15 protein-coding genes are annotated in these 13,127 nt (G+C 31.6%); 4 read left to right on the forward strand and 11 right to left on the reverse strand.

The genetic code is table 11. From position 1 onward, the window contains the following. Positions 1 to 54: 54 nt before the first annotated feature. On the forward strand, positions 55 to 690 hold the full coding sequence (thyX, locus tag AANAER_RS14845) for an FAD-dependent thymidylate synthase (protein WP_129082816.1): 636 nt from the start codon (positions 55 to 57) through the stop codon (positions 688 to 690). Positions 691 to 696: 6 nt separating this feature from the next. Next, a complete protein-coding gene (locus AANAER_RS14850; protein ID WP_129082815.1) occupies positions 697 to 1,305 on the forward strand; it encodes a trimeric intracellular cation channel family protein in 609 nt (202 codons plus the stop codon). Position 1,306: 1 nt separating this feature from the next. Here the strand turns inward: AANAER_RS14850 and lpdA are convergent, their stop codons facing one another. Genes lpdA through gcvT form a run of 6 tightly spaced genes read right to left on the reverse strand, consistent with a single transcriptional unit; the run spans position 1,307 to position 7,848 of the window. After that, on the reverse strand, positions 1,307 to 2,656 hold the full coding sequence (gene lpdA, locus AANAER_RS14855; RefSeq protein ID WP_129082814.1) for a dihydrolipoyl dehydrogenase: 1,350 nt from the start codon (positions 2,654 to 2,656) through the stop codon (positions 1,307 to 1,309). Positions 2,657 to 2,665: 9 nt separating this feature from the next. After that, positions 2,666 to 3,544 carry a lipoyl synthase gene (lipA, locus tag AANAER_RS14860; protein WP_228711177.1) on the reverse strand — a complete coding sequence of 293 codons (879 nt, stop codon included), beginning with the start codon at positions 3,542 to 3,544 and terminating at the stop codon, positions 2,666 to 2,668. A 22-nt stretch (positions 3,545 to 3,566) separates the two neighbouring features. After that, entirely contained in the window at positions 3,567 to 5,018 is a 1,452-nt protein-coding gene (gene gcvPB, locus AANAER_RS14865; protein ID WP_129082813.1) for an aminomethyl-transferring glycine dehydrogenase subunit GcvPB, read from the reverse strand. Then, positions 5,015 to 6,358, reverse strand: a complete 1,344-nt coding sequence (gene gcvPA / locus AANAER_RS14870) for an aminomethyl-transferring glycine dehydrogenase subunit GcvPA (protein ID WP_129082812.1) — start codon at positions 6,356 to 6,358, stop codon at positions 5,015 to 5,017. Before gcvPA ends, gcvPB begins: the two co-directional genes overlap by 4 nt. An 8-nt stretch (positions 6,359 to 6,366) precedes the next feature. After that, positions 6,367 to 6,732: a glycine cleavage system protein GcvH gene (gene gcvH, locus AANAER_RS14875; RefSeq protein WP_129082811.1), complete on the reverse strand. Its 366-nt coding sequence runs from the start codon at positions 6,730 to 6,732 to the stop codon at positions 6,367 to 6,369. A gap of 24 nt (positions 6,733 to 6,756) precedes the next feature. Continuing rightward, positions 6,757 to 7,848 carry a glycine cleavage system aminomethyltransferase GcvT gene (gene gcvT / locus AANAER_RS14880; RefSeq protein ID WP_164969366.1) on the reverse strand — a complete coding sequence of 364 codons (1,092 nt, stop codon included), beginning with the start codon at positions 7,846 to 7,848 and terminating at the stop codon, positions 6,757 to 6,759. Positions 7,849 to 8,290: 442 nt separating this feature from the next. Here gcvT and AANAER_RS14885 point away from each other — a divergent pair, with 442 nt between their 5' ends. Together AANAER_RS14885 and AANAER_RS14890 are read left to right on the forward strand one after the other, a co-directional pair. Beyond that, positions 8,291 to 8,863: a peroxiredoxin gene (locus tag AANAER_RS14885; protein ID WP_407646604.1), complete on the forward strand. Its 573-nt coding sequence runs from the start codon at positions 8,291 to 8,293 to the stop codon at positions 8,861 to 8,863. 45 nt (positions 8,864 to 8,908) lie between these two features. Beyond that, positions 8,909 to 9,343, forward strand: coding sequence for a hypothetical protein (locus AANAER_RS14890; RefSeq protein ID WP_129081235.1), 435 nt, complete (start codon positions 8,909 to 8,911; stop codon positions 9,341 to 9,343). A 33-nt stretch (positions 9,344 to 9,376) separates the two neighbouring features. On the opposite strand, the gene AANAER_RS14895 is transcribed toward AANAER_RS14890, so the two are convergent. The 5 genes from AANAER_RS14895 to ruvC form a co-directional block, all read right to left on the reverse strand. After that, positions 9,377 to 10,051: a response regulator transcription factor gene (locus AANAER_RS14895; protein ID WP_129081236.1), complete on the reverse strand. Its 675-nt coding sequence runs from the start codon at positions 10,049 to 10,051 to the stop codon at positions 9,377 to 9,379. Then, positions 10,044 to 10,904, reverse strand: a complete 861-nt coding sequence (locus AANAER_RS14900) for a sensor histidine kinase (RefSeq protein WP_129081237.1) — start codon at positions 10,902 to 10,904, stop codon at positions 10,044 to 10,046. The genes AANAER_RS14895 and AANAER_RS14900 overlap by 8 nt, the downstream gene beginning before the upstream one ends. Positions 10,905 to 10,980: 76 nt before the next feature. Next, entirely contained in the window at positions 10,981 to 11,562 is a 582-nt protein-coding gene (purN, locus tag AANAER_RS14905; protein WP_129081238.1) for a phosphoribosylglycinamide formyltransferase, read from the reverse strand. Positions 11,563 to 11,601: 39 nt separating this feature from the next. Further along, on the reverse strand, positions 11,602 to 12,474 hold the full coding sequence (locus tag AANAER_RS14910) for a DMT family transporter (protein WP_129081239.1): 873 nt from the start codon (positions 12,472 to 12,474) through the stop codon (positions 11,602 to 11,604). Then, on the reverse strand, positions 12,471 to 12,938 hold the full coding sequence (gene ruvC / locus AANAER_RS14915) for a crossover junction endodeoxyribonuclease RuvC (protein ID WP_129081240.1): 468 nt from the start codon (positions 12,936 to 12,938) through the stop codon (positions 12,471 to 12,473). The genes AANAER_RS14910 and ruvC overlap by 4 nt, the downstream gene beginning before the upstream one ends. Positions 12,939 to 13,127: the final 189 nt, after the last annotated feature.

A 13,127-nucleotide genomic window follows, 5' to 3' on the forward strand; every position in this document is an offset into this window, starting at 1 on the left:
AGAGGTATTTATATAGGAATAAAGTATAATCACAATAAAAATTAAGGCTTGAAAATGACTGTAACTCTTATGCAACATAGCTCCCTGGAAGTTTGTGCCCATGCAATTAGAACTTGTTGGCAATCTTACGATAAAAGTGACTGCGGAGGTCCAAAAGATTTGGAGTTGATTGATAGAGTCGGAAATAAATTCAAACATGCTTCAACACTCGAACATCTCTCATATACCTTTTTTATAGACGGAATCAGTAGAGCTTTACTTCAAGAATTAGCAAGACACAGAATGGCAAGTCTATCGGTAAAATCTACAAGATATACGCTAAAAGAGTTAAAAGACGAAGAAGCTTTTAACGTAGAAGATAAACAAAGAGCCGAAAAATATCTTGTAATGACAAGCAGTGATTTGGTAAATGAAATGTCTATTAAAGCTTTAGAAAATCTAAGAGAAGTTTTGCAAACAAAAATCGGAAACGATGTGGCAAAATATTGTCTTCCCGAAAGTTATAAAACCTCTCTTACTTGGACGATAAACGCAAGAAGTCTACAAAATTTTATTTCACTTAGAACATCAAAATCAGCTCTTTGGGAGATTAGAGATTTGGCAAATGCAATTTTTGAAGCATTACCGCAGGATCATAAATATCTTTTTGAATCTTGTGTTTATACCCAAGAAGACAATTTAGAAAACTAAAAAAATATGAGCGCATTAGAGATTGCTGATATTATAGGAATTATCTCCTTCGCAGTTAGCGGTTTTCTAATTGCAGTACATATGAAGCTTGATATTTTAGGTATCTTTATATCTGCTTTTTTAACTGCCTTTGGAGGGGGTTTAATAAGAGATATAATAGCAAACCAAAAACCTTTTATTTTTACGGATACCCTGCCTTTTACTTTAGTGATTATAACCGTTATATTGTCAATAATATTCAAGCTTCATAAAATAACCGATTTAGAAGGTAAAAAAGCTTTTGTTTTAACAGATACCATAGGTTTAGTCTCTTTTTCCATATCAGGAGCTATGATTGCCCATGACGTAGGTTTTAACGTAGTAGGAGTAGTGCTTTTAGCTCTGCTTACCGCTGTTGGAGGAGGTACCTTAAGAGATATAGTAATAAACAGAATTCCAGCAGTTTTAGTAAGTGATTTTTACGGTGCCGTAGCAATTATAATCGGACTTATAATTTATATTTTAGATTGCCTTGAATGGATAAATTATATAAACCTTCTAATAACTTTTGCTTTTGGAATAGCTCTAAGACTTCATGCTTATTATGAAAAATGGCATCTGCCTAAACTCTCATAGTTTAGGCTAAAGCTTCAAGAGTTAACTCGCTAAGTGTGGGATGGGCAAATATCATTTTAGATAAATCATCTAAAGTAAGTTTTGCATTTATTGCAACTAAAAACTGATGAATCAATTCCGTTGCCTCATTTCCTATTATTGCAGCTGCTAAAACAGCTTGAGTCTCTTCATCATATATGATTTTTATAAATCCGCTGTCATCACCTTTTATTTTTGCTTTTGCACTTGATTTAAAAAAGACTTTTTTTGTTTTAAATTTTATACCTTGTTCTTTTAAAGAGTTTTCACTCTCTCCTATAGAAGCTACTTGAGGAGAACAAAAGGTAACCGAAGGGAAAATTGCTTTTTGAGGTAAAGCTTCACGACTTAATATCTTATTTGCAACTCTTTTAGCCTCATAATATGCCACATGGGCAAGTGCGGGTGATTTTATAACATCTCCTATAGCATATACTTTTTTATTGCTAATTGATTGTAAATTTCTGTCAACTTCTATAAAACCCTTGTTACTTTTTATATTTGCTTTTTCAAGATTCAATTTAGAACTATTTGGAACTCTCCCAATTGAGATTAAAACTTTTTCAAACTCTAAAAGCTGCTCTTTTTTACCCAAGTCAAGAGTTACTTTAACACTCTTTTCCGAAATCTCATATTTAGTAATATTTGCTTTTAAATCAACTTTTATACCAGCTTTTTCAAACTCTCTTTTTACAGTTCGTCCTATATCATCATCTTCAATAGGAAGAAGTTTAGAGGTAAACTCGGCTATATGTGTTTTTGCTCCAAGAGAATTGAAAAATGTTGCAAACTCACACCCGATAGCTCCGCCTCCTACAATAAGTATTGATTTTGGAATTTTTTCCAATGAAAAGACCTCTTTTGAAGAGATAATTTTATCTTTATCTATTTTCATAAGAGGATGTTCTTTATGATTTGAACCGCTTGCAATTATAAATTCAGAAGCTTCTATAATCTCATCATTTACTTTGATTAGGTTTTCATCTACAAAAGATGCCGTGCCGTATTTTATCTCTACTTTGGCTTTTTTTAATTTTTTAAATATTCCCGTTTTTGTATCACAAATTAGTCTGCAAGTATTATTTTCAAGCTTTTTTATATCAAAAGCGTTAAAAGCAAAATCTACTCCGCACTCTTTAAAGTATGCGCCTTTTTTTACATATATTGCACTTTCCAAAAAGTTTTTTGCAGGAATACATCCCCAGTTTAAACAAGTTCCCCCTAAATGTTCCTCATCTTTTTCTATCAAACATACGGATTTTTTACCTTCACCTAAAAGTGAAGCTATCTCATATCCCGCTGGTCCTGCTCCAATTACAACTACATCATACATCTTACGCTCCTATTTTCCTACATATTCATGGGCTAAATATGAACTTCTTGTATATGGACTTGAATGTACATATTCAAAACCCAAATCTAAAGCTATTTGTTTATACTTTTCAAATTGTGAAGGTCTAACATACTCGACAACTTTTTGAAACTCATTTGAAGGTGCCAAATATTGACCGATACTTAGATAATCACACCCTACTTCTCTTAAATCTTTGAAAACTTTTATCATCTCTCTTTCAGTCTCTCCAAGACCTGCCATAATTGCACTTTTTGTTTTTGCATTATTAGAAGCCAAAGTTTTTAGTTTTTTTAAAACTTGTAAAGATCTTTTATAGTTTGCGGCTTTTCTTATTTTATAAAGACTTGGAACCATTTCCATATTATGCCCAAGTACTATGGCACCGCTGTTTGCCACAAGTTTTAAAGAGTCCAAACTTCCTTGAAAATCAGGAATCAGAAGTTCGACTTTTGTATTAGGCAGCTCTTTTAATATATTTTGAGTAACCTCATAAAACTGTTTTGCTCCTCCGTCTTTTAAATCATCTCTTGCCGGACTTGTTATTACCACATATTTTAAACCCAAAAGTCTAACCGATTTTGTTACTTGTTCTATCTCTTCTTTGTTTACTTCAAAAGGTTTTCCTGTAGCAACATTACAATAACTGCATCTTCTTGTACAGATATTTCCCAAAATTAGAAAAGTTGCATTCTTTTTAGAGAAACATTCACTGATATTAGGGCACTTTGCCTCTTGGCAGATTGTATGAATACCAACATTGTTTAAAAGTTGATCCATCTCTTTTTGAGCACCGAAGTGAAGCTTTTTTCTAAGCCATTGAGGTTTTCTTCCCTTATCGCTGTTTTTTATAGTCTCACGCATTGTCATCTCTAATCCTTTTAATTCTCATTTAATAAGAGCAACAAATATCAAGCTCTTTAATAGCTCTTGTATCATCAGGTCTGCAAACTCCGAGTGTTTTTGGATACTCTTTAAATGCAGCTGCATCTTTACGGGCAAGTTTAACAGCTTCAATCATTGTGTCACAAAATTTATCTATAGTCTGTTTATTTTCCGTCTCCGTGGGTTCTATCATAATTGCTTCTTTTACAATCAAAGGGAAATAGACTGTTGGAGAATGGAAACCGAAATCAAGAAGATATTTTGCTATATCCATAGCCGTGACTTTATACTCTTTTGCCAATGTTTTGGCAGAAAAAACACACTCATGCATACACAAAGTATCATAAGGCATATCAAAATAATCTTTTAGTCTCACTCTTATATAGTTTGCATTTAACACAGCTTTAGAGCTGGCATTTTTCATCCCGTTTCCCCCTAGAATTGTCATATAAACAATAGCTCGAAGTGAAATTGCATAATTTCCGAAAAACGGTGAGATTTTTCCTATTGTATTTGTTCCGCCGTTTGAGAACTCATATTTTCCCTTAACTTTTTTTACTCCAAGATCGGGTAAAAAAGGTTTTAATTTTTCATTTACTCCAACAGGTCCCGAACCTGGACCCCCTCCTCCGTGTGGTGTGGCAAAAGTTTTATGAAGATTTATATGCATAACATCAAAACCTATATCTCCTGGTCTTGCAACTCCCATAATTGCATTCATATTAGCCCCGTCATAATACATCATAGCACCGTTTTCATGTGCCAAAGTACAAATCTCTTTTATCTTTTTATTATAAATACCCAAAGTATTTGGAACCGTAAGCATAACAGCTGCTACTTCATCAGAGATTTTTTCTTTAAAACTTTCAAAATCCATAGCACCGTTTTCATCTGATTTAATAGTAATAACTTCATATCCTACCATTGCTGCCGTTGCAGGGTTAGTTCCATGTGAAGAGTCAGGAACAATTACATATTTTCTTTTGTCTCCTTTGCTTTCATGGTATTTATGAATCATCATAATTCCAAGCATTTCACCGTGGGCTCCTGCTTGGGGAGTTGTCGTAAAAGCACTCATTCCTGTAATTTTGCAAAGTTTCTGCTCCAGCATATCTATAACTTCAAGGGCTCCTTGTACCTCTTCACTCATCATATTTGTAACTAAATGGGGATGAATATTTGTAAACCCTTCCAAGTTAGCTACTTTTTCGGCTATTTTCGGATTATATTTCATGGTACAAGAACCAAGAGGATAGAAGTTTTTATCAATTGCAAAGTTTTTAGTAGACAAATTCGTAAAATGTCTAACCACATCAAACTCGCTAAGCTGTGGAAGTTCCGCTTTTTTTTCTCTTTTAAACTCTTTTTTGATTTCACTTTTAGGAACATCTAATTTAGGCAAAAGAATACCTTTTCTTCCTTCTTGGCTCTTTTCAAATATTGTTAATACTTTACTCATAATTGCTCTCCTAAAATTTGCTCTAAAGTTTCTACAAAAGAATCCATCTCTTCTTTTGTTCTTTTTTCCGTTACACTTACTAAAATTGCGTTTTCAAAAGTTTCAAAAAATTTACCCAGATTTATACCTGCATAAAAACCTTTCTTACTCATCTCTTCTAAAAGTTTAGTTGCACTAAGTGGTGTTTTAATAACAAACTCATTAAAGGTTTCACCTTTATTAAAAATCTCCACATCTTTTAAAGAAGCTAACTTCTTTTTTAGATATTCGCTTTTACTGTGACAAAGAGAGGCAAGCTCTTCAAAACCCTCTTTACCTAAAAGAGATAAAAAAATCGTACTTCTTAAAGCCAATAGATTTTGGTTTGAACAGATATTTGAAGTTGCTCTGTGTCTTCTAATATGCTGCTCTCTTGCTTGCATAGTTAATACAAAAATCTCTTTATCGTCTTTATCTAAAGTTTTACCGATAATTCTTCCGGGTAGATCCCTAATAAAGCTTTGTTTGGTAGCAAGAAGTCCAAAAGAGGGACCGCCGAAACTAAGATAGTTTCCCAAACACTGCCCCTCTGCCGTTACAATATCTACACCCATAGAAGACGGATCTTTTAAAACACCTAAAGATACTGCATAAACCGACATTACTGCTATTGCTTTGTTTTCATGCACCTTTTCTATTATCTTTTCATAAGAGTTTAGGGAACCTAAGAAATTTGGATTTTGAAATAAAAAACCGCCCACGCTTTCATCAATTTTTGATTCAATGGTTTCAAAATCACTACAGTCACCTCTTAAAGGTATAATCTCAACGTTGATATCTCTAAAACTTAAATAGGTTTGAACAACTTTGATATAAGTTGGATTCACACCGCCGTCAATTAAAATTTTGTTTTTTTTAGAGATTCTAACTGCCATTAATGCAGCTTCTGCCAAGGCTGTTGCACCATCGTACATAGAAGCATTTGAAACATCCATTCCCGTTAGTTTGCATACTAAACTTTGATATTCATATAATACTTGCAAAGTTCCTTGAGATGCTTCTGCTTGATATGGAGTATAAGCCGTGTAAAACTCTGCTCTGCCGCTTAGGGCATCAACTGCACTTGGAACAATATGGTCATAATAACCGCCGCCTAAAAAAATTGTTTTATCAGTCACATTTTTTGAAGCAAGGGTTTTAAACTTTTCAAAAGTAGTAAACTCATCTAAACCGTTTTCTATATCAAGTGAGTCTATTTTAAGACTGCTTGGAACAGAATCAAAAAGTTGTTCCTCTTTTTCTAAACCGATAACTTCGAGCATCTGTTTTATTTCTGTTTGTGTATGGGGAGTATAAGGCATCTTCGCTCCTATAATGATTCAGTATATTCGTTGTAAATCTTTTCATCCATAAGAGTCTCTAGTTCACTCTCATCTGAAATTATCATTTTATAAATCCAGTTTTCATTTGCATCTTGATTTAAAAGTTCGGGAGTACCGAGTAAAGCCTCATTTACTTCTATAACTCTTCCTGAAACAGGAGTATAAATATCGCTTGCAGCTTTAACCGATTCAACAAAAGCAACACTATCTTCGGCACTAACCTCACTGTCGATTTCAGGCAATTCTAAAAATGTAATATCACCTAATTGTTCGATTGCATAAGAAGATATACCAACAACACCCTCTTCACCGTTAACTTCAATCCATTCATGCTCTTGGCTAAATTTTTTCATATCTATTCTCCTATATTTTATTTTTTACTTTTTTATAAAAGGCAATGAAGCTTTGTTTGCCTCTATTGATCCTCTGTTTTTATTTGATTTATCTCTTAATTCAAAACTTCTATTTTCATCAAAAGTTTCAAAATCAACCATAAGCAAACCTATACCCACATTTAAAGTAGGAGAGAATGCAGCAGAGCTTACAAAACCGATTTTTTTATCATCTTGAAAGGCTTCAAAATCTTTTCTTGCACTTCTTCTTGAAGTTGTTTTAAAAGGAATTAAAACTCTTTTTAAGCCCTCTTCTTTCTGTTTTTTCAAAGCTTGGCAACCTACAAACTCTCTATTTAAATTTACAAACATAGAAAGATTTGCTTCAAGGGGTGTTATCTCTTCATTTAAATCATTTCCGTAAAGGCTGTAACCCATTTCCAATCTTAAAGCATCTCTTGCTCCAAGTCCTGCCGGTTTAACACCCTCTTTTAATAAAGCATTCCAGATTTTAACGGCAGTTTTTCCGTCAATATATAATTCAAATCCAAGTTCACCCGTATAACCCGTACGACTTAATAAACAATTTTCACCAAAAATTTTTGTTTTTATAAAAGAGAAAAAACCTAAATCATCTAAATTTACATTTTCATCAAGAAAATATTTCTGCAAGATTTTTTTTGAGTTTGGACCTTGAAGATCAAGTTTGGAAACCTCTTTTGATCTATCATCCAAACTTCCGCTTTTTAATCTGCTTGTGATAGTTTTAAAATCAACTGCAGCTCTTGAGGCATTAACTACAATCATAAGTTCATCAATACTAAGTCTATAAATAATAAGGTCGTCAATAACTCCTCCTTTTTCATTTAATAAAAAACCGTATTTGCATTTACCTGTTTTAAGGGTATCTATGTTTATTGAAGTTGCTTCGTTTATACCCGAAGTTTTAATATTGCCTTTGAAGAAAAACTCTCCCATATGTGAAGTATCGAAAAGTGCCGCATCATTTCTACAAAAACCGTGTTCGGCAATAATACCGTCAAACTGTATAGGCATTTCCCATCCCGCAAAGGAAACCATCTTGCATTTTATATTCATCTGTTCTTCATAAAGTGCTGTTCTTTGCAAATTTTCCATATCCATCCTTTAAATTGTTTCCTCAATTTTAAAATAAGGTCAAAAAATTTCTATACAAATATTTTAAAAAACAAAAGGGGCAAAAAAGTATCAAAAAAAATCTCTTTTAAAATTTAGCTGTTTATCATATATACAGCCTTTAAGAACTGAAGTTTTATATGAAATTCATTTTATTATAATAACTATTTATAGAAGTTTTATAAGTAAAAATAATAAATTTTTAAGTTTAGACTAAGAATATAGAATGTATACTTTCAAAACTTAAAGGAAAAAAATTATCCTTTGATAGTTTTTATAAGGAGTTAAAAAGATGGCATGCGACACAGGAGCAAAAGCAATAGAAGAGACAAAAGTTTCAAATGAAGAGAATAAAAAAAATATAGAAAAAAAGGAAGAAAAAATGAGTTCAAGTTTAGTATTAAGAAAAGTACCTGAGTTTAAAATGGATGCGTATGATGCAAAAACAGGTCATTATACAGAAGTTAGCAGTGAAGATTATAAAGGTAAATGGCATGTAGTTTGTTTTTATCCGGCAGATTTTACCTTTGTTTGTCCAACAGAGATTGCGGCAATGAATGCAAAATATGATGAGTTTCAAGAGTTAGGAGTAGAGATTTTAGCAGTATCAACAGATACAAAATTTTCTCACAAAAGATTTGTAGAGACTGAGCCATTATTAAAAGATTTAAAACTAACAATAGGTGCAGACGGTACAGGAGAAGTAAGTAGAGCATTTGGAGTAATGATAGAAGAAGAAGGGCAAGCACTAAGAGGAAGATTTTTAATAAATCCAGACGGTGTAGTTGTAGCACAAGAGGTACAAGCTCCAATGGTAGGAAGAAACGTAAAAGAGTTTTTAAGACAAGTAAAAGCTTGGCAGCATGCAAGTAAAACAGGAGAGGTTTGTCCTGCTGGATGGACTCCTGGTAAAAAAACACTTCCAGTTAATACTGACGTTGAGCAAATGACTGGTAGAGTCGGTGACTACATTACTATTGATGAAATTATGGCTTAATAAAAGGGTTAGTAATATACTAACCTCTTTTAAATAGGAGAAAATATGAAAATTTTAATATCAATATTTTTATTTGTAAATTTTATCTTTGCCTCAACTATAAAAGTAGGTGATGATTTATCTACTTTAAAAGTAAGCGATCAATTTGATAAAGTACTGCAAGTAAATGAAAATATAAAAAAACTGATTGTTGTTTTTTCTAAAGATAAAGGAAATGAAATAAAAAGTTTTTTTGAAACAAATCCAAACTATTTAAAATCAAATAATGCAATATATTTAGCAGACGTAAGCGCTGCACCGGGATTTGTCACAAATATGTTTATGGTTCCGAAATTTAAAAAATACAATTACTCTATCGGACTTATAAGAGATGAAAAACTAGCTAATAGTTTCCCTAAAAAAGATGAAGAGAGTATAACAATTATAGAATTAGATAAAAACAAAGTTTCCTCTATCAAATATGAAAGAAGTCTAAAATAGGCTTCTTTTTTTAATCATTAAATCAAAATTAATCTATAAAATTTTATACCCTGCACCGTAAATATTTTTAATTGTATCTTTTGGAAGTTTTTTTCTTAGACGTTTTATTATATCTTTTAGTTTTGAGCTGTTTTCAAAATCTATAATATCATCCCAAAGATAGAGTGCTATTTCATCACTTGAAAAAATTTTCTCTTTTTTTGAAGTAAGAAGTTCAAAAAGAAGTATTTCATGTTTTGTAAGTTTTATTTCGTTTTTATTTTCAAAAAGTTTTTTTGCACTTTTATCCCAAAATAATCCATTTTCTAAAACTATTTTTTCACTTTTGCTGTTCAACTCTTTATATTGTTTGGCGGCTTCGTTTAATGCCTCTTTTAATTTCCCTCTGGAGATTGGTTTTGGAAGATATTTTGTCAAATTTAATTCAGCTGCAAAAAGAAGTTTATCTTGTTCTAAATGTGCCGTTAGGATTATTATTCTTGTGAGTTTATCTTCTTCTCTTATCTGTTTTGTTAGTTCCAAACCGTTTAAACAAGGCATATTTATATCAAGAAGCATAATATCGGGTTTATATTTTTTATAGATTTCAATTGCCTCTTTTCCGTTTGAGACTAGGTAAATCTCTTTAAAATACCTTTTTAAATATCTTCCGTAATTCTCTCTGGTTTCAATCTCATCTTCTGCATATAAAAGAGTTAAATCATCCATTATCTTCCTTTGATAATTCTATAGAAAATTTTGCACCAAAAAGTTCGTTTTTTACTTTTAGTTTGCCGTGCATACTTTTTTCAACAATCATTTTTGCCATACAAAGTCCATGACCTGTTCCTTGAGAGTGGGGTTTTGTAGTAAAATAGGGATCAAATATCTTTTCAAAATACTCTTGTGGTATTCCTCCGCCGTTATCGCTTATTTCCAAACAGACTCTATTCTCTTCTCTTCCTATATAGATATTTATTTTGGGTTTTTCGATTTTATTATCTACTAATACATCTTTTGCATTGTTTAATATCACTAATATTGCTTGAACAAACTCTTTTTTTACTCCAAGAACTTGGGAATCCTCTTTTATCTCAAATTTGCACTCAATCTGTTTTGACTCAAAAAGTTTATAAACCAAAGCAAAAGCATTATCAAAAGCCTCTTTTATAGAAAAAACCTCTTTTTCGTCATTTGGCTGCAAATAGTTGTTAAAACTCTCAATTGTATCAGACATATAAAAAGTTAGTTTTTCAATCTCGTTTAGATGCTCTTCAAGTCTTTTGCTATTTAGTTTTTTATCTTCAAAATCTGCTTCGATATTTGCCACAACCGAATTTATTTGGGATAAAGGTTGTTTCCACTGATGAGCTATATGAGCCAATGTTTCACCTACTGCCGCAAGTTTTGACTGGGCTATTAGAAGTTTGTCTTTTTGTCTTAATTCATTTAATTGTTTGTTTACCTCTTTTTCCAGTTTTTTATTATAACTGCTTTTAGAGATTACGAAAAAGAGCAGACTTAGTGCAATAAGTAAAAAAATAAATACGAAATGTTGATTTTGAAGAATAGATTCAAACATATTTTTTCACAATTAATAATTTTTCCAAATTGGAATGTTAAGAGTCTATCCTATTAATTATTAGGTACCAATAAGCTTAAGAGTTATTTACCACTTTTTTCAAAGCTTCGACTATAGTAGTTGCTTCCAATGATTTTATTTTATTTTCCAAAGATTCCACGCTTTCATTTTCATCTAAAAGAAAGGATTTTTGCAGTATATATTCACCCTCGTCATAATTTTCGTTTACATAATGAACAGTACAGCCAGAACTTTTCTCTTTTGCTTTAATAACCGCTTTGTGGACATTTGTTCCATACATTCCTTTACCGCCGAATTTGGGCAAAAGTGCAGGATGTGAGTTTATAATTCTGTTTTTAAAACTCTTTATTAAATTTTTCTCCAGCTTTTTCATAAAACCTGACAAAAAGATATAATCGACTCTAAATTCACACATTAAATTCGTAATTTTTTCATCTAAATTTTCATCGGGATATTTTTTTGCATTTACAATAAAATTCGGAATATTCTTATTTGCGGCTTTTTGCAATACTTTTGCATCTGTATTATTTGAAATCACAAGAACAACTTGCGCATTTAATATTTTTTGTTCACATGCTTTTTGTATAGCTTCAAATCCGCTTCCGTTGTGCGAAGCCAATATTCCTATTCTTTTCATCTTTTTCCCTATATTTTTTCTGATCGAATTATAACCAACTTATACTTTTCTTTTATTGATTAAAAATACGCCTAAAAATATCAGACACATAGCTATTAAATCACTAAATTTTATATCCTCTTTTACAATAAAAAAACCTATAAAAAGTGCAACTACAGGCGGCAGATAAGTAATAGAAGAGGCTTTTAAAGCTCCTAATTTATCAATTATATAATAGTATATAATATAAGCCGCTCCCGTACCTAAAACTCCCAACCCTATTATTAAGCCAAGTGCCGTATGAGTATCGCTAAAAATATTATTTATACCGTTAAAATCCGTAATAAAAAGAAGTACTAATAATCCAAATCCCAACTGATAAGTAGTAAGTGCCGCAGCATTTATATTTAAAGGAATAATAAATTTTTTTGCATAAATAAAAGAAGACCCCACGCTTAATGAACCTAAAATTATAGAAACGGCACCTTCATAGTTTATATGTGTAATATCTTGAGAAAATATACCGCTTATCATCACTACACCTAAAAAACCTATAAAGACTCCTAAAACTGCAAGTTTCGTAATCTTCTCTTCTTTTAAAAAAATCGCCGCAATCAAAAAAGAGAATAAAGGAATAGAACCGCTTAAAACTCCTGCAACGCCTGAAAGTAACAGTGCGCATCCTTTTACATATCCAAAATAATAGACCACAGCTGCTAACAAAGACATAATGAAAAAATGAAAAGAATATTTTAAATGTTCCCATTTCAAAGCTTTTAAATACCAAGCATATATAAAAACAGGTATAAATCCAAACAAAACTCTATAAAAAACTACTTGCACGGCATCAATATATTCAGTTGCCAATTTCATATAAATAAAATTGCTTCCCCATATCAATGCCAAAAATATTATTAATGACAAATTTTTCATTTTAATCTCTGGCTGTGAGTCAATGCAATCGCAATTGCATCGGTTATATCAAGGGGTTTTATCTCTTTTTTTATTCCTAGTAATCTTTTTACCATAAAAGCAACTTGCTCTTTTTGAGCTTTACCGTTTCCAGTAACTGCCTGTTTTACCTGCAAAGGCGTATATTCGGCAAAATTTCCAAACTCTTGCAAAACTTTTAGTGAGATAGCTCCTCTAAATTGAGCTAATTTAATAACCGTTTTTGGATTAAAAGCATAAAACATATCTTCAATGGCAACTTCATCCAGTTTATACTTATTAAAAATCATATCAAGACCTTCTGTCATCTCTACAATCTGCTCTTGAAGTATTTTTGTTCTTATTTTAATTAGACCCGCTTCAACTAATTTCACATGATTTCCCGTCTTTTCAATAACTGCATATCCGCAATTTCTTGTTCCCGGGTCTATTCCTAATATTTTCAACTTTTCACATTCCCTGTAATCTTAACTTTTCACATAATGAAAGTACTGAATAATGGTAAAAGTTTCATAAATATTCACTTAAGAGCAAAAAGTTTTTCACCTATTAGAAAATTTTTATTCACCTGTGAAAAACTTTTAATGTTAATTTAGATATAATCTATCAATTTATATATAAAGAGTGCGTATTTA

The sequence above is a fragment of the Halarcobacter anaerophilus genome, from assembly GCF_006459125.1.
GTDB lineage: Bacteria > Campylobacterota > Campylobacteria > Campylobacterales > Arcobacteraceae > Halarcobacter > Halarcobacter anaerophilus.